This window comes from Alteromonas sp. KUL17 (assembly GCF_006538305.1).
GTDB lineage: Bacteria > Pseudomonadota > Gammaproteobacteria > Enterobacterales > Alteromonadaceae > Alteromonas > Alteromonas macleodii.
The window spans coordinates 59,741-77,562 of record NZ_BJKJ01000015.1 but is presented as its reverse complement, the minus strand read 5'-3'; the positions used below and the strand labels follow the sequence as shown (position 1 = coordinate 77,562).

Genomic DNA, 17,822 nt, shown 5'->3' with positions numbered 1-17,822 from the left:
TTAGAAAATAATCATAATGTGTGGTCAGAACCATTTTGACTAATAATGATTGAATTTGATGAAATGGTTTAGATTTTTGTTTATCCTACAAAGCTATATTAGCTACCGACGGTTTGTATTGAATGAACAAAAAACAACAAATGATTACCTCCATGTTAGCCGCGTGCATTATATCTGCATGTAGCGCTACGGATAAGCAAGCTAGCGCGCCGACCATAGAAGAAAAAGTGCCTAACACAGTGACTTATTCTAAAAAGATTGATTGGCCTGAAGACAACGCTAAGTTTTGCGAGGCAGCATTGGATCACGCAACTATTCAGTATGACGGATTCAGAAAAGCGTATACCGACCCTAAGAAAGTTCCTAGGTCTTTTAGCCAAGGTAAGCCAAGGCTAGAACCCATGCTAGGTTGGACTACCGGTTTTGTTGCTGGCAGTTTCTGGAATCTATACGAGCATAACCAAAATCAAAGTTGGTTAGATACGGCAAACGAGTGGACGCTCGCATTAGAAAAAAATCAATTTAACCGTAAAACCCATGATATTGGGTTTATTATCTACGACAGTTTCGGAAACGGCCTTCGCCTAACAGACAACAAAGAATACGAAACAGTAATCGTAAACGCGGCAAAAACATTAATGGAACGTTATAACCCCAAAATCGGTGTAACGTATTCTTGGAGTTGGGGAACATGGGAATTCCCAGTCATTATAGACAGCATGATGAATCTAGAATTGTTGTACCGTGCATCTGAAATTACCGGTGATCCTGTTTACCGTAACGCTGCCATCAGTCACGCAACAGTCACTATGAAGCATCACTTCCGCGATGACTACAGTTCTTTTCACTTGGTGAATTACAATAGAGATACGGGTAAACCTAATTGGAAGCAAACTTTCCAAGGCATTGCTGACGATTCGTCATGGTCACGAGGACAAGGGTGGGGTTTATATGGCTACACCATGTCATATCGATTTACTCAAGATGAAAAGTTCCTAGAGCATGCTCGAGGTATTGCTAACTATATCCTCAGCCACCCGAATATGCCCGATGATTTAGTGCCTTATTTTGATTACGATGCACCGCATCATGAAGGAACGACGTTGTACCGAGATTCATCGGCAGCTTCATTGGTTGCTAGTGCGCTACTAGAGCTATCAACGTTTGTTGAAGGTGCTGAGTCAGAGCGTTATTACGATGCCGCTATGAAAATGCTAAGGACATTATCGTCACCTGCGTATTTGGCTGATATAGGCGAAAACGGCCACTTCTTGTTAAAACAAGCAACGGGTAATTTCCCTGCAAATGATGAATTAAATTCTGCCTTAAATTACGGTGATTATTATTACCTGCAAGCGTTGAATCGCTGTAAGGCGATTTGAAACAAAGAACTTTAATTCATGCTATAACACCCGTGCTTTTTGCACGGGTTTTTAGGATCCCTACTTGATTTAATCAGCGTTTGATTAAAAGAGCTCTGTCAAAGCTGGGTTTCAATAAAGTGCTATATTACGGTCATTCATGCTGTAGAGTTTAAATGGCTGCAGTTTACGTTGTAACCTTGATCGGTTACTAATGCCGCTGCTTCTTGTTTAAATTCTGCGGTATAAACTCTGTTTTATAAATGCAGATGAAAATTGGCTACAGTCTCCAATACCTACACCGTTTAACTGCTAATCGATTTTTTCTCAAGGTTCGCTTGAAGATTCGGTTTCCTGATAATTGTTAATCGCTTCTTCACCTCCTTCTTGGGCCTGGTTACTAGGAGAGTTTATAAGCCATAGTCGATACTCTTCTAAAGGTAACTTCCCGCTTAATGCTCTCTCAGCAAGTGCCGCAGATGCGGCATAATGCATATGTAGCGGAATCTCTGTGAAATTACTCCATATCCAATGGTCAGCGCGCTTTACTAAACGGACTACCGCTTCTGTAAAGCTTTGTTCATTGTTCGCCATGACTTCTGTAACTTGGGTCAATAACCGAAAAGCACCTTCGGGATCTCTCTCTACTCTTGCGTTTGCCATTGCGATATAACTAGTATTTTGAACATGCACAGGTTGAGTAGACGCAAGCCAATCAATTGTTGTAGTCAAGTCTTTTTCTGCTTGTTTGACTGCGAGTTCAGGAACGATTTGCTCAGTGTTAAAAATTCCTTCCGACTCCATCAAAATAATGAAAGCTAAATTAGGTGCATGATTGAGATAGTGCGACATGATTTTTGCAAAAGCATCATTGATTGTGGTTTGTGGCACTGATCCTAGGGCTGCTATTTCTCTCAGCCAGGCTATTGATTGTTCAGGATCATTATTTGCCCAACCGTCAGCCACAGCGACAATTACTTCTGAGTGATGCTCAGCTGGGATATACTTCTGAAGATCATAAAATCTTCCTGAGGCGAGTGTTTAGCGTAGCGCAGAAGCAAGGCTCTCATGCCAGTTTCATACTCGGACTCTGACAGAGTCTCCTTTCGAGTTTGATACCAACTAAATGCATTTTCTGGCTCTGTTAAACTCCAATTCTTAACTAAAGATAAAGTAAGAGCACCTTTTGAAGTCAGTTTCATGCTGTCCAAAAGAACAGCTGCTTGTTGAGGATTGGACTCAATAAGCTGATATAAGTTTTCTAATATCGCTGTGTCGTCGGACTGTTCTGTTGGCGCAGCTAATGAAACGTGCTTTGATCCTATATCTTTGCCTGAATCAGTGCTGGAGTCATGTGGAGGGCCAAGAGAAAAAGCGGGACGAACTGGGTCTACCGCTTGCTGAGTGTTACTAGGTATAAAGTATAAAGTGGTTACTACTATACCAATGCAAGCGATTACTAAAGAAAGTATTAATTTTTCACGAGACCACTTCATATATTGAATGAGTAGGTTGGTAATATTCCATCCTTAATATTTACATATCGCACCCTTGGTGCATGATACGACAAGGGTGCAATGTAAGTTGGTTAGAGTTAATTAACGGTCACCCTTGCTCCACTAACGAATATGATTTGGGCGTCACTTACGAGCCCGTCAAGCACGCCTTCTTCTCCACCCTGAACGTAAGCGCCCCAACGTGATACAGACTTTAAGTTACCGCGATCCCACGAATCGTCAGCCATCTCAACGTTATCAATAAACACCTTGTAGTTGCGACCATCATCGGTCACGCGGAAGTTGAAGCTATCGCCAACATTTTTGCCTGTATCGATCTTAACCCAGTCCGACTTTCTCTGTCTGCGTTTAACGATCACCACGTCACCGTCAGCCTCTACCCAGAGCGCTACACCCCACGCCGGATCAAAAACCTCCCTCTGCGGTTGCCTTTGACTGATAAATTTTGACGTCTTTACTGCCATTGTGGGCATGAACCCCGGTAACGTGCAGAGAATGTCATAGTCTTATTATCGTTAAATCGGATACCGTCGTTTGGAGCGAAAGCTTCACTACGGCCTGCACCCTCACGAGACGTAGCCAAATTCTCGTCGCCAGGAAAAACACGAAAAACCTGTGTATTTCCATCTTTCTGATACCAACGACTACTCGTAGGGTTGTTAAAGCCAGTACTAAAAGGGTTGTGCCAGCGAAGTTTGCTATTCGACATTGGAGAGCGAGTCCCAGTACTTGTCCTCTCAACGTCTGAATTATTCACGTCAATACGAGTGCCGCGCGTATCAATTGTGCCGTTTTCTACAGCTTCCTTTAGCGCATTTCTCTCTTCGTTGGTTTGCGGACGAGAGATACCTGATGATAGAACCGACCATCTGGGATCCCAGCTTTTAAATGACTCTTGAGCGAATGCTGCCGGTGTAGTTAGGGACAAGGAAATTGCCGTTGTAACTATGGCAGTGGTATAGCCGAACATTTTTGGTGTTTTCATTTATGCTAATCTCTTTTTGCTAAACCTAGATTAAATCTGAAATACGTTAACTGACCGATTTGTTTGATACTGGTAGGGAGTTTATTTAAGAAGCGGGTATGGCCGAGCAGTTACCAAAGAGTAACAACAGGCTATCGTGACGTCAGAAAAACCATCATTATCAGCACTAAAAAACGATCAATATCAATCATATTAGCGTCAAATTAAATCATTTGAAGCTGGTTTGCAACGAATATTTAACAAAAATATAACGTTATACGCGATATATAATATTGAATCTTTATGCTGTACCAGTAGTTAGGCAATGACGAAATAGCAGCGGTTGAAAAGGAGATACTAAATTTTTTAAATCGCTTGCGTTTTAGATAATGTTTATAAGATAGTGGGTCGCATTTCATTGCCACTATCCGCTCGATTGTTTTTTGTTAAAAGCCTTACAAGCCCAATCAATCTAAGTGACAGCTTAAATTGTAACTTTCTCGCCCAAGCTGTAATAACCATGTATTTGCTACTATGCCTAATTCTTTGCAGCCGGATCTGGCTCCCGGTAAATTCCTGGCTCTATTCTTACATTCACTATCTCATCGTTTGTGGGCCATGCGAGTACAACTAGCTGCTGCCTATCAGCATCCCAGATAAAATCACTGGGTTTTGTATTGGCTTTAGATGAATATACGCGAAAACCGGTTCTCACTGGACTGTGTGTAAGAATTATGTCGTCGCCTACGTGAATGGAGAATCCATCAGGGTAGTGACGATCTGCGCCAATAAATATTCTCGATGCACCTTTACTGTTGTCGGTTTTTATATTGAGATCTAGCGTGCGGGTGGCGAAATGAAACATAAAGTTTTTAATATCACCGGCAATATACTGCGGATATGGGCGGGCAATAATATCGGTGATGTATTTTCGTTCTACCGTACCGTCGGCGTGTTTATCCGAAAAAATCGCCCAGGTCGATTCACCTCCAGGCAAGAAATTCTGATAGCTACGATTACCTAAAAACCAAGCTTTTATTGAACCCACACCCATTTGGTCGAAAATTTCTGCTGTGCGAATATAAAACTTAATGTAATGGAGTTGCTCGCGTACAGACTTATCGGTGGTAAGTAACGTGGGAAATCCCCATTCCCCCACCAGAATTGGCGCTTGAAGTAAGTCTGCTTCTTTATCAAACCGCTCCATAGTTGGTGCGATGTAGTCAATATACTCTTGGTAAATGTGTGGTGCGAAAACAATGTTTTTCCGGTTTACCCTTTTCTTTATTTCCGCATACTGATTTCTATTTATTGCTTCACCTTTGTTCATAAAAACAGTTTGAATTAGGAACAATTTTTCATCGCTGTAGGGCAGTGCGGCATCGATAATTTTTTCGTAGAGCGGAATTAAATAATCGCTAGTTAGCTCATCATAAGATTGCGTTAGCTCTTTTTTCTCGGCTCGTTTACCAAGTCATAGCCGATAACTGCATCATTGTCTTTAAATGCATCCCAAATATGTCGCCAGGCATTAATGTACTTTTCCTGCGCATTATTTTGATTGAAGTATAGGTCTGGCCATGAAAAACCTTTGGCACCATAGACCGTTAACTTAAACACGGTTTTAATTCCCGCTTCTCTTCCAAGGCGAACAGCACGTTTTAAACGCGCTAAGTATTCAGGTTGGAACGTTGAATTACCGAAAGTGCTTAATTTACCTAATTCTAATCTTACCACCTGTACATTGGCGCCCATTCGTACCATGCGCACATAATCTTCTTGTGCGAAGTTAACTTCTCCACCCGCATCGTTAGTGTTTACAACAAAGCCGCGCGGGATCATATGTCTTCCAACGTCGTCGCGCAGACCATGCTTAATGTCTTGTGCAAATACTACATTATTTGCAAACAGTGGAAGCAGCAAAGTAAATAGCAGTGTTCTCAACAGGGATTGTTTCATCATAAAAACCTCTTGTTGTTTTTATTTGTTGCACGATGGCAGAGCACAAATGAACAGGTTGTTCTCCATCTAGGTGGTGCTATCGGTAATAAAATTTACTTCTCGTCTCAAAAGATCTGTTTCTATAGTGTTCACACATCTGCTGGGCGAACTTTGAAATGAGCTAACCCACCGCTATTTCAATGAAAACACTTGTAGATACAAACTACGCATGTCGTCTGAACCTTCCGCGTCTTTCAGGTAGTAGTAGGCCTTATTATCTTTAAAAAAGACCACGGCTTTATCGAATACCGGACCTTGCTTGTGTTCGTAGATAGTAGTGAAAGCTTCTGAGTTGTCCTCAGCCTTTGCGATTACTACATGCCCATTTTTCAACCCGGTAAGATAGACATCGTCCCCGTTACTAAACAGTTGACCACCAAAGGGTACCCGAACAGTGGCAAAGCTTTTTTGCCCAGATTTACGAAATGTATGCAGATTTATCTCTTCGTTAAACTCAAGGTCTTCTACTTTACTTATGAAGTGCTCATCGCCACTGTTTGTTACTGTGAAGTCAAACCCGTGAACAATGGAAACATGGTTCTTTTTCTTTGTTTTCGCCCAATTTCCGGGCTCTTCGATTTGGATTTTCTCAGAAATAGCTAAGGGAATTTTAATCGGTTCAGCGTATGCATTTTTCCAGTCCGAGACGCCATGCGGGTCTTCGGAATACGCGTAGTAAATACCGTTTTGATATAGGTATTTGTCTGAGGTGTTTTTTGACCGGCGCTGAAACGCTATACGAAATTTACCGCCGGTGTACTTGAAGTCACCATACAAACCCCAGTTGTATTCGCTACGATGCTCTGAGGCTAAAACCTGGTTGAAATCATAATATCCATGCCATTTTTTACCGTCATAACGCGCGAAAAGCATTTTTCCATTTGCTGAAAACCCGTAACGCATTTTCATAAACAAATCTCCATCCTTTCCTGTGAAAAAAGCAGGGTAGGTAAGAAGTTTTGTTGTATCGATGTCGTCAATGCCATCGAAGGCTAAATGCTTATAGTGGTCAGCGGGTGAGTTGACGAATTGTTCCAAGGTAAACTTGTCGTCTGGCACTGAGGCTGCGCCCTCAAGAGAATAAGAGTATCGCAGATAATCTTGAGAAAAGGCTTCCACTCTACCATTGCGATGCATATCGTATAACAAGTGAATGGTGTCGTTTACGGGGCTTATCCCCACTGCAATCGTGTTATGTGTTTCGCCCAACCACCATTTGCCTTTAAACCCTGTGTGCTGGTGGGGAAACTGAATAGTTTTAAGCACACCAGTTTTCGTATTGAGGCGTGAAAGCATTACATGACGATTGTTTTTGCCGCCTTGATACCACGTCATAAACACAAAGTGTTTGTACACCTTAATACAGTCACCGTGAGGCGATAATGCATTGCCGAAGATATAATCATAACCATCTGGGTTATTTTCTGTATAAGAGCCTTTAACCTTATTCCCATTGAAAAAGAGTGCGTTGTCAGTGACAAGTAATTCAGTCTCTAACTTTACAGAAGCGTAGATATTAATACTGAAAGATATAGAACTAATAAGAAGTAGAGGAGCAAGGTTGTTCTTAACGAAAACATCCCATTTTTTAAACTTTTTGCGTGATGTACTAGCAAATTTCGGCCCTCTCTTCAAAAGCTTGTAAGCATAATAAGCTTAACGGTTTTGCGTTATTTGGATACCCTTCAGTCTTTCCTATATTGCATTAATTGTTTGTTGGTTGACTGAATTTGGTTATTAATGAGTGAAAATGGTTTTAATTAAATGTACACTGCTTGTAAGTGTATAGCGAGTAATTCCGATGAAATTAAAACTAAAAATACGTAGCGCAACGCAGCAAATTTGCGCTTTTGTAAAAGCTGTAGTTGCTCTTTCAATGTTAACAGCCTGCACCTCGAGCGATACTGTGGATGTATCTTCTGGTATGTACAAAGAGAGTGGGGTATTTCTTGAGAGCCAGACAAAAATAACGGATGGCGCGCTCCATTTTGATGGCAAGAAGCTCAATCATAAAACCTTTGAAAGCCCTTCGTCAGGGCGCGAGTACGATTATTTCTTTGGAAGAAATATCTCGGCTCATGGTGATGCCGTAAAACCTTACAAGCATTATGTTTTTATGACCTGGTACAAAGGCGGCAAGGAAGAACGCAATGTTATGCTTTCAAGGTTTAATGCCAAAACTGGCGTTGTTAAGACCATCCAGTTTCCTCATCGACACACAGGTTTTCGTGGCGATCCACTGGTAGGAGAGTCTCACAACACAATAGGTTTAGCCGTGAGCCCGTTAAATGGCACCATTCATATGGTTTACGACATGCATGCATATGTCGACGACGATGCAAGTGGCAGGTTCAAAGGACGGTTTGTTAACGACTTTTTCCGCTACTCTTATTCAGTGGTCGGTGCAGCAGATGTACCGGATGACGAATTTACATTAGAACAGTTCGTAAAAGATACCAGTGAAGTGAGTCAAGGCGCCGATGATTACAAACATTTGACCATGACAGGTAACTTAGAAGACAAAGAAAATTTCTCTGCGCTGACATACCCTAAGTTTTACAAAAGTAAAGATGGTGAACTGTTGCATTACATGCGATGGGGAGGCAACAACAATGGTGCTTATTATTTCAATAAATACGACGCCGAAAAACAAGTGTGGACTCGCTTTACGCCTTTCAATCATAAAGACCAAAAAAATCACGGTAACCCTTACAACTGGGGTTTATATGGTCAAATGAAGTATATAAACGGTAAGTTACGTGTAGGGTTTCAACAACGTAGTGCAAATAACAATGACCGTTATAAGTACCAGAATGGTGTTTACTATGCTTACTCTGATCATCCGAATGGCTTAGGTGAATGGAAAAATGTAGATGGCGAAGACATGACATGGCCTTTGGTTAACTCAGATGAAATTAAAATCTTTGAGCCTGGCGATTACATCGGCCATAAAGAGCCTAACTCTGTACACATTGTAACGGGCTTTGATTGGACGGTTACTGAAAACAACGATATTCACTTTATAACTCACGTTCGTTCTACAGATACAAAGCGAAGTGACTACCAAGAAGTCTCGATACATGCCTTCAAACCTGCCAACGCAGAAGACTTTACGATTACTACTGACTTCACCGGAGCTGATTCAATCTACACATCGGGTGATAGTATTTTCATCATCGGACTCAAAAACGGTTATCCGTTTGTAGAAAAAGCGAAAGGTGGCACGAACGATTTTGAGGTAGTTTATCAGCAAACCTCAGGCGTTAAATTTGACCATGGCACTATACACATTGAAAACGGCAAAGCGTACTACTATTTAATGGAAAAAGGCGCTGGAAATGCGCTGCCGCTTTATTTACAAGTCATTGATTTAGATGTTCAAATATAACCTAAGCGCTATGCTTATTACTACGTTGCAAAAGTTAGGTTAGAGGGTGCCATCCCTCTTACCCCTGCGGTTGCGTGTTATTTAGTTGTACGTAAAAGCCAAATTTACTTCTCGTAGCTAGAGCGAGAATATAAGAAAGCTCTGCTCGACTGTCTGTCCTCATATTTCCCTTTCAATTGTAATCAAAATATGTCAAATTGCTGCATAAATTTTACATTTATAATCAAAAAATAACGTATTTTTGCAAGAGATTCTACGATGTTGAAGCTTTCAAAATGTGCTTTTTCACTTACAGTGATTGTTGTTGCTTTATCTGGATGTGTAAGCGATAGGCATAGCTATCCTTCTCAAAATCAAACGGCCGATGCAGATACTGTTGCGTATTTTACTGACACTGGCCTCAGTAACCCTGTTTCTATTCTCCAGCACCCAGCAGGTGAACATGCTAACGGAGTCACGTACATAACATACCAAGGGGTATTAGAAGACCCTTACGTTGCTTCCTATAACCACAATACTAAAAGGTGGTCAGGGCCCATCAAAGCTGGCACAAGCGAAATGGGGAAAAACCCTTCGCGTAAAATCGACAATCACGGCAAACCTGCACTCATTATTGACGACCTTGGGTATATTCACATCGCATTTGGGGGGCATGGTGGCACACCGGAGCTTGGTGTAAATAAATTGGGTAATTATAACTATGGAAAAATGAAGCACGTGGTCTCTAAACGACCTTATGACATTACTGAGTGGGAAGAGCGCGATAACATATCACCTTTCGGCACCTATAATCAGTGGTTAAAAATGCGTAATGGCGATCTTTATCTTTTCTATCGGCACGGTGCACATCAGAGTAATTGGGTCTATCAAAAATCGACAGACAATGGAGCAAGTTTTGGTGAACCTGTTTCGGTAATGTTGACGAAAGAACGTGAAGATGGGCTGGGCGTCGACTCATGGTACGGCTATTTTAGCGAAGCCGGCGATAATACCATCGCCTTCGCATTCAACTACCATCGTTGCGGTAATTCCCACAGTAGCGGAAGTCATCTTGGGGAGCGCACCAATGGTTACTATATGCAACTAAATACAAACAGTGGTGAATGGACTAACGTTCAGGGCGAATCACTGACTATACCCTTAACCCGCGAAGCTGCTAACGATAAAGCATTAGTGTTGAATACCGACGGGAGTGACCATTGGACGAGTTATAGCAGCGTCCATTTAGATGAGTACGGGTACCCACATATCCGCTATTCTCGCGGTCCGCATATGGGCCGCAAGCATGGCGGACCTAAGAAGCCAAATTATTATCGGTGGAATGGAACCGACTGGCTAATAGGGAAAGATAATCAACTCCCTATTGGAAAGGGGGATGTTTTTGTGAGATCGGCAATGAAAATTGATGCGCTCCTTGCTAGCCGAACGAAAGACAAAAAAAGCCTCATTTCGTGGTGGAGTACTGATAACGGCGGCAATAGCTTCAAACAGGGTGACGTTGTGTTACTGAGCGAAGAGAACGGCTTTGAGGTCTCGTCCTTCATTCGCAATGCACATCCAGACGCTTTAATGCTTGTTGCTGAAAAGGCTAAAGGAACTCCCCTGAGAAAAATGTATTTAGTGGGTGAGAAAGGTCCCGTAGTTCGAAAAAGGGGCGAAGCGCATCATGCCAGCGACGCAATTTTAGACCGCTACAGAGTGCAATAATGCGGTGTCTTCGACTGTCTGATGTAATTGCGCTTAAACGTTCCATACTTAGCCAACATACGGATTTAAACATGAAAAAATTTAAAAGCTTACTACTGCCGGCTATCGGGGTAAGTATTGCATTCTGTCTTACTGCTTGCCTTCACAATTATGAGAATAATGAGAGAGCTTCTATTGGTGAACGGGCGACACTTTCCACCGCAGATAGCTCAGAGTTTGAAGAATTGCGGAGCCTTAATTGGCAACAGGTATTTTTCGATTCAGGAACGGACAACTGGCGAGAAAATTGGATAAAAGACGGCTTAATGGGAACCGTTGAAAATTCGCCCGAGGGTATGCATGTTAAGGCTGGGCCTGAGGCGGATAATCATGCGCACCACATGGTGTTATGGACTAAGCGCTCATTTGAAGGTGATGTAAAAGTCAGTTTCGAATACACCCGCACCGACAGTGCCGAATTATACGTAACCATATTGTACTTACTAGCTTCTGGGGAAGGCACAACAGAGTTTCCCACAGACATAATGGAATGGGCAGAATACCGCGATGAACCCTACATGCGTCACTATTTCGACAATATGGATACTTATCATATTAGTTATGCAGCATTTGGTTTAGGTGAAGAAGATGCGCCTGATGACTACATTCGGGCCCGCAGGTACCTTCCACTTGCCAACAATCGCCTAATGGGCACTGCACTGGAGGGCGACTACACCAACACAGGGTTCTTTAAGACCGGGGTTCCACACCAAATAACGGTTATCAAGTATGACGACACACTATGGATGAAAGTGTCTAACGAAGAGCAAACCCAACTTTATAAATGGTCGACGGCTAGCCACCCCAATATTAATAAGGGGCGTATAGGCCTTCGCCATATGTTTACGCGAAGCGCTTTGTATAAAAACGTTCAAGTGTCGGCTCTGTCTTCATAACAAACCACATTTTACAGATCATATAAGCAACCGTTCTGGAGCTGGAACTAATGTTAAAGAACGAAAACTACAGTGCTAAAAAATGTTTAATTGAGAATTAACCCTATGTTCAAGCTCCCATTATTTAAACGCCCAACTTCTTATCTGCGTGACTGGCGAACTTTTTCATTTGTATGTTTGGCAACTGTGTTATCGTTTTCTTGTGCTAATAAAGAAAAAGACATTCAAACACCAGCGCAACCTGAGCAACTCACGATCAGTGAAGGCTTTGTAGAGCCAGTTGGTTTTTATGATGCTCAGCCTTCATTTTCCTGGAAGCTTCCTGTTGATGCTGCTGTAAAAGCGCAATCGCAATATCGGATAGTCGTTGCCTCATCGCCAGACCTTTTGCCTGGCAACCCGGATTTGTGGGATAGTGGTGTCATTAATAGTGACACAACGAACTTCGTGCGTTACGAAGGTACTGAGTTAAAATCCCGACAACGGGTTTTCTGGCAGGTTAAATATTGGAATGAGCGTGGTTTCGACTCTAAATGGAGCGCAGTAGCTTCTTTTGAACTCGGATTGCTATCTAGCAGCGACTGGAACGCAAAATGGATTGAGATAGAGCAACCCGCACCGCTTATGCTGGATAAATTTGATACGCCTATCCATATTCCTCAATATTTGCGAACGACGTTTACAGCAGATAAGAGTATTAAGTCGGCACGCTTGTATATTACTGCTAAAGGGCTGTTCGAATCATTCATTAATGGCAACCGCGTTGGAAACGATGTACTGACACCCGGCTATACCCCTTATCACAAACGTATTGAAACCCTTACTTACGACGTAACAAAACTGCTTGTCTCTGGTGAAAACGCCATCGGGATTACCCTCGCTGAAGGGTGGTACGCGGGGCGGTTTGGACCAAAACGTCACTGGCACAAAAAACGGGACATCACCCCAAAAGCGCTAGCGCAGTTAGAGATTGAATATACAGACGGCACGCGCAAAGTTGTAGTGACGGATAACAATTGGCAAGCGACTCAGCAAGGCCCACTTAGGCGTTCTAGTTTGTACGATGGTGAAATGTTTGATGCTAACTTTTCGCTTAAAAACAACAACGCCAATTGGCATGAACCTCAATATGAAACAGAAAACGCTCCTGAAAAATGGCGTTCAGTACAGTCTTTAAGTATTGAGAGCGATGTTTTGCTGGAGCCCAAACGTCATTTTACCCCTAAGAATAAACAAGTGTTGACCCCCGTTTCTCTTCACAAAGTTGATGGCAAGATTATATTTGATTTAGGGCAGAACATGGTGGGTGTCGCGCGCGTTAACCTGCCGATGATTGAAGGGGAAAAACTCAAAATACGATTCGCTGAGGGTATTAACAGTGACGGTAGCCTATACACCAAAAACCTGGGAAGCGCGGCTCAGGAAGACACCTATATTGCTGCCAAAAGCGGTGTTGTTGAATGGCAACCTCAATTCACATTTCATGGTTTCCGATATGTTGAAGTGAGTGGCTTCGATGAAAAAGAAACGCCCCAACTTAATTGGGTACAAGGTATTGTTCAGTACACAGATTTTGAATTAACCGGGCAATTTACCTCGTCAGATCCCAGATTAAACCAATTACAGTCAAACATAGAATGGGGACTTAAAGGTAACTTTTTGGATATTCCCACCGATTGTCCGCAGCGTTCTGAAAGGTTGGGGTGGACCGGTGACGCGCTTGCTTTTGCACCTACATCGCTATTTATAGCTGACAGCCATGCATTTTGGAGCGCCTGGTTACAGTCGATAAGAGAAGAGCAGTTTGAGAATCATGGTATTCCTGTCGTAGTGCCTAACGAAGTGGGCGAGATTGTGCAGGCGGGTTGGTCAGACGCTGCAGTGACCATTCCGTGGGACATATATTGGCGTACGGGAGACGAACGCGTTCTTAGAGAAAACTATGAGATGATGAAGCGTTGGATCCTTTATCATCAAAGCCAACTTGAGAATGGCGTAAGCAAAATGTGGACAGTAGGGGACTGGCTGCAGCCTTATTCGACACGTGAGGATTCGCGGCGTGGCGAAACTGATCATGGGCTTATTTCGACAGCTTTTTATGCCCGCTCTCTCGATATTGTTGCACGCACAGCTAAAGTGTTGCAGAAAACAGATGACGCAAAGCATTACGCATCTCTGTTGGAAGAAGCAAAAGCGAACTTCCAAGCTTCGTTCTTCGACCAACAAGGCAATATTAAACAAGGTCAACCCACGCAAACCTCCTATTTGCTGGCCATAGGTTTTGACCTACTTTCTGATGAAATTTTGCAAGCTGCTGAAGCTCGTCTCATGAAGCAATTTGAAATTGCCGGCGGGCACCTTAGAACCGGGTTTCTAGGTACTCCTCTAATAGCGCCTGTGCTTGAAAAAATTGGCCGACAAGATATTGCATTAGAACTCTTGTTCAAAGAGTCTTACCCATCATGGTTGTTTCCAGTATCTCAGGGAGCTACCACAATGTGGGAACGATGGGATGGGTATACGCATGACAAAGGCTATGTGAAAAAGGCGGGCTCGCTAAATCACTATGCTTATGGCGCTATTGGGCAATGGATGTACGACCGGTTGGCAGGTATAACTCCGTTAAGCGCTGGTTATAAAAAAGTTCGTATTTCCCCTGTTGTGACGACTCATTTGTCACACGCTGGCGCGACATATCAATCACCTCATGGCGAAATCAAATCCTATTGGTTTTTAAACCAAGATGAATTACGCATGGAAATAACAATACCGCCGAATGTCACTGCTACAGTTGAAGTGCCGTCGGTTGTTTACGTTAAAAATACCGCTGAAACAACAAGTAAAACTCAGAAATTGAATGGCTTAATTACGGTAAATGGTTCAGCACTGGACGTTCAGTCAAAAAATAAAATGCAAATCAACAAAAACCTTGAGTTTTCGGCTGGGCATTACGTTATCAGAGTAAGTACAAACAATGAATAATCGGCATTATTTGATCAAAAATGTAGCGTTCTTTTTATTTCTTTCTTTACTTGGTTTTGTTATCGCTTCTGAGAAAAAAGGCGCAAACGAGCCACTTATTTACTTAAATGAAGAAAGGTTACTTGTATCAAAGCAAAGACTTTCAGAGGGTCATAAAGCCTATGAATCTGCTTATAAAGAATTACTCAGCCTTGCTAATACTGAACTACAAAAAGCCGTAGACCCCGTCACTAACTAAACTATGTTGCCTGCCAGTGGCGACATCCATGATTATTATACATTGGGCTCGTACTACTGGCCAGATGAAACCAAGGAAGACGGCTTGCCCTGGATTTATAAAGATGGGCAGTTTAATCCTATTTCTAATGGACCAGAAACTGATTGGCTTAGAAGAAAGTCGATGCTTAACTCATTAGAAATACTCGCTCTTGCTTTCTATTTCTCCGAAGATATCGTTTATTTAGAAAAAGCAAAAGACATCGTGGAGACCTGGTTTATCAACAATGACACAAAAATGAATCCAAACGTCGATTATGGAAAGGCAATTCCAGGTAAGTCAGCGGGCACCAACTTTTCTATCATCGATTGGACTGACATCGGCAAAGTAGCTACGGTCGCTCAGTTGTTGAAACGTACAGGGCTATGGCAGGAGAAAGAAGCATCAAAAATACGGTTATGGTTTGAGGAATACTACGTATGGTTGACAACAAGTGAGTTCGGAAAGTTAGAAGAAACAAGAAAAAACAACCACGGAACAAACTACGATTATCAAGCGATAGGTTTAATGATCTATTTAGGCAAAAAAGGTGATGCTATAGAGAAGTTGAATGCCGTAAAAACAACACGGATAGCAGCGCAAATAGAACCGGATGGAAGTCAGCCATTAGAATTAGCGAGAACTAAATCGGTTAATTACAGCGTTAATAATCTGTGGGCTTTAGCGCGAATTACTGATTTAGGCCGTCGCCATACTCCCGTTGATCTAATGGACTTCGAAAGCAAACACGGTGCAAGCATTGAGGCTGCAATGAGTTTTCTGGTGCCGTACATTTTGGGAGAAAAAATGTGGAATTGGAAACAGATTACTGGCGGCGGCGCTGAAAAGCAGCTTCAGAATCTTGCTGCGCCGAAAATCAATAAAATCGCCTTATTGCTGGGTGAGAAACCTTTAATCGACACTATTTCTGTATACGAAAAACTATCCGCGGCAGATGTAATGACGTATGCGCCCTATTAATTCCCAGATTGATCAACCAAGTCATTCACTTTAGAAAGGAAGCACTGTTATGCGCCTCAGGAAATGTTTTGCGATAGTATTAGTTACATTGGTATCTCACAGTAGTCATGGAGTAAATGTCCTAAAAGCCAATACAGAGTTTAAAAAAGGGAACCATACGCAAGCATTCTCACTTTATGAAGAAGGCGCTAAATTAGGTAACGCGCATGCGCAGTATCAACTTGGTGTGATGTACTCGAAAGGACTAGGTGTAGAGCCAAGTGCGGTTTCATCCATGATTTACTTTTCTCTGGCTGCAGAAAAGGGGTATCACAATGCGCAGCTTATTTTAGAAAAGATGAAATCGTCTTTAGACGAAGCGGAACTTTCACTTCTTATGAGGACAATAGATGAGGAAAGAACCGCTCATACTAGTTTTCAAAAGCAGTTTCTAGCTGAAATTAACCAGCATACTATTAGTCAAAAAGTAACGTTTAGCGGCGAAAGCAACCTAGAACAAAGAGTGTATTTTGAAGAATTAAGTGAGTTTCAAAACTTTGATAATGAACTTCAGAATTTCGATAGTGGCTTTGACGATTTGGAGGGTGGGGAAGTACTCGATGTTGCGATAGTGGTTAACAACCCAGGCTTTTTGGTAGTAGAAAATGATGTAGCAAGCGACGGTTCTGTGAGATACGTTCGTGTAATCCAAAAATCCGGAAACACTAAACGCTTTCTTGATGCATACAAATTGTTTCCGCTTAAACAGCCTGAGTTAGGTCAAAAACAGACCGAATTTATTCATCGCGCCTTCATGGGGGCAGCAATAGATGACCAGTTTTATTTGAATGACAATTTACCCCGCCTCTATAAAGAAACCCGTCGCGTTCTGAGAGAAGCTAAGAACAATCCGACACTTGAATCGCTTTACCAATTCGCAATGGCGATGGTCATTTTCCCTTGGATGGAGAGTGAGGATAACGAGGCAGAAAATTTGCTCAAAGATCTTGCTGAAAAAGGGCATCCGGGCGCTATGTATGAGTACGGCTTACAGTTATATATGCAGCAAAAAGATATACCTAAAGGAATAGAATGGATAACTCAGGCAAGTAAGTATGGACTTTCTAGGGCTGAATATCGTTTAGGCAAACTACTTCTCACAAGCCCTTGGATAATTCACGATGAGAAAAAAGCACTGTATTGGTTTGAGTCTGCAGCAGAGAAAGGTGATGAGGCAGCCAGCCTGCATGTTGCTAAAATAAAACTTACCGCTAATGATAAATCGCTAGTGGATGTTTCTGGCGCAATAGAGCATTTAGACGCTATCTCTAGTTCTCAGAACCTAAATCCAGAATACCACTACTTGCTTTCTATTTCTTACAGACTTCGTACAGAGCGCGACTTTAAAAAGTCTGTTGAGTTGTTAGAAAAAGCGATTTCGATGGGAATGCGGAGCAATTGGGATACGTCAGAGTGGCAGGCATTATTGGCTAAAATGCTTGAGGGAAACATAACAGTAACTGATTTTTAAAAAGGTGATCGAGTAATAATCGCTGTCTGTCTGGTAGTCTTAACTTTTGGTCAATTTAACGCTAAGTTAAGCAACTGCCAGACCATATTAATGACAGCCTCACAGCCCCATTAAAAGTCAAAATTCCAAGCATCAAACTCAGATTGGGAGCGAGAGGTTTCGAAAAGCTGCTTTGCTCTTTTCACCACGTCTGGGTGTAAATGAGCTATGTTGTTTGTTT

Annotated in this window: 15 protein-coding genes; 8 read left to right on the top strand and 7 right to left on the bottom strand. The window is 42.3% G+C overall.

Annotated features, from left to right (window positions below; genetic code table 11):
• The first annotated feature begins 122 nt into the window (after positions 1-122).
• On the top strand, positions 123-1,382 hold the full coding sequence (locus tag KUL49_RS13785) for a glycoside hydrolase family 88 protein (RefSeq protein WP_131137668.1): 1,260 nt from the start codon (positions 123-125) through the stop codon (positions 1,380-1,382).
• Between the two features lie 306 nt (positions 1,383-1,688).
• Here KUL49_RS13785 and KUL49_RS13780 read toward each other — a convergent pair whose 3' ends face one another.
• The 7 genes from KUL49_RS13780 to KUL49_RS13755 form a co-directional block, all read right to left on the bottom strand.
• Positions 1,689-2,327: a hypothetical protein gene (locus tag KUL49_RS13780; protein ID WP_131137667.1), complete on the bottom strand. Its 639-nt coding sequence runs from the start codon at positions 2,325-2,327 to the stop codon at positions 1,689-1,691.
• 8 nt (positions 2,328-2,335) lie between these two features.
• Entirely contained in the window at positions 2,336-2,857 is a 522-nt protein-coding gene (locus KUL49_RS13775; protein ID WP_131137666.1) for a hypothetical protein, read from the bottom strand.
• Positions 2,858-2,955: 98 nt separating this feature from the next.
• Complete coding sequence (locus KUL49_RS13770) at positions 2,956-3,342, bottom strand: hypothetical protein (protein ID WP_131137665.1); 387 nt, start codon at positions 3,340-3,342, stop codon at positions 2,956-2,958.
• Complete coding sequence (locus tag KUL49_RS13765; RefSeq protein WP_131137664.1) at positions 3,333-3,863, bottom strand: hypothetical protein; 531 nt, start codon at positions 3,861-3,863, stop codon at positions 3,333-3,335. Before KUL49_RS13765 ends, KUL49_RS13770 begins: the two co-directional genes overlap by 10 nt.
• 517 nt (positions 3,864-4,380) lie before the next feature.
• Positions 4,381-5,172, bottom strand: coding sequence for a hypothetical protein (locus KUL49_RS21240; protein ID WP_242633843.1), 792 nt, complete (start codon positions 5,170-5,172; stop codon positions 4,381-4,383).
• Positions 5,173-5,285: 113 nt separating this feature from the next.
• Positions 5,286-5,804, bottom strand: a complete 519-nt coding sequence (locus tag KUL49_RS21235) for a cellulase family glycosylhydrolase (protein WP_242633842.1) — start codon at positions 5,802-5,804, stop codon at positions 5,286-5,288.
• A 171-nt stretch (positions 5,805-5,975) separates the two neighbouring features.
• Complete coding sequence (locus KUL49_RS13755) at positions 5,976-7,478, bottom strand: BNR-4 repeat-containing protein (protein WP_242633841.1); 1,503 nt, start codon at positions 7,476-7,478, stop codon at positions 5,976-5,978.
• A gap of 289 nt (positions 7,479-7,767) precedes the next feature.
• Here KUL49_RS13755 and KUL49_RS13750 point away from each other — a divergent pair, with 289 nt between their 5' ends.
• From KUL49_RS13750 to KUL49_RS13720, 7 genes are all read left to right on the top strand, one after another.
• On the top strand, positions 7,768-9,231 hold the full coding sequence (locus KUL49_RS13750) for a BNR-4 repeat-containing protein (protein WP_373995659.1): 1,464 nt from the start codon (positions 7,768-7,770) through the stop codon (positions 9,229-9,231).
• A gap of 258 nt (positions 9,232-9,489) precedes the next feature.
• Positions 9,490-10,938, top strand: a complete 1,449-nt coding sequence (locus KUL49_RS13745; protein WP_131137663.1) for a BNR-4 repeat-containing protein — start codon at positions 9,490-9,492, stop codon at positions 10,936-10,938.
• 71 nt (positions 10,939-11,009) lie between these two features.
• Positions 11,010-11,873: a DUF1961 family protein gene (locus tag KUL49_RS13740; RefSeq protein ID WP_131137662.1), complete on the top strand. Its 864-nt coding sequence runs from the start codon at positions 11,010-11,012 to the stop codon at positions 11,871-11,873.
• Positions 11,874-12,059: 186 nt separating this feature from the next.
• A complete protein-coding gene (locus tag KUL49_RS13735; protein WP_242633840.1) occupies positions 12,060-14,855 on the top strand; it encodes an alpha-L-rhamnosidase in 2,796 nt (931 codons plus the stop codon).
• Complete coding sequence (locus KUL49_RS13730) at positions 14,848-15,093, top strand: hypothetical protein (protein WP_131137660.1); 246 nt, start codon at positions 14,848-14,850, stop codon at positions 15,091-15,093. Before KUL49_RS13735 ends, KUL49_RS13730 begins: the two co-directional genes overlap by 8 nt.
• A gap of 3 nt (positions 15,094-15,096) precedes the next feature.
• Positions 15,097-16,092, top strand: coding sequence for an alginate lyase family protein (locus KUL49_RS13725; RefSeq protein ID WP_131137659.1), 996 nt, complete (start codon positions 15,097-15,099; stop codon positions 16,090-16,092).
• A gap of 49 nt (positions 16,093-16,141) precedes the next feature.
• On the top strand, positions 16,142-17,602 hold the full coding sequence (locus KUL49_RS13720) for a tetratricopeptide repeat protein (protein WP_131137658.1): 1,461 nt from the start codon (positions 16,142-16,144) through the stop codon (positions 17,600-17,602).
• Positions 17,603-17,822 lie beyond the last annotated feature (220 nt).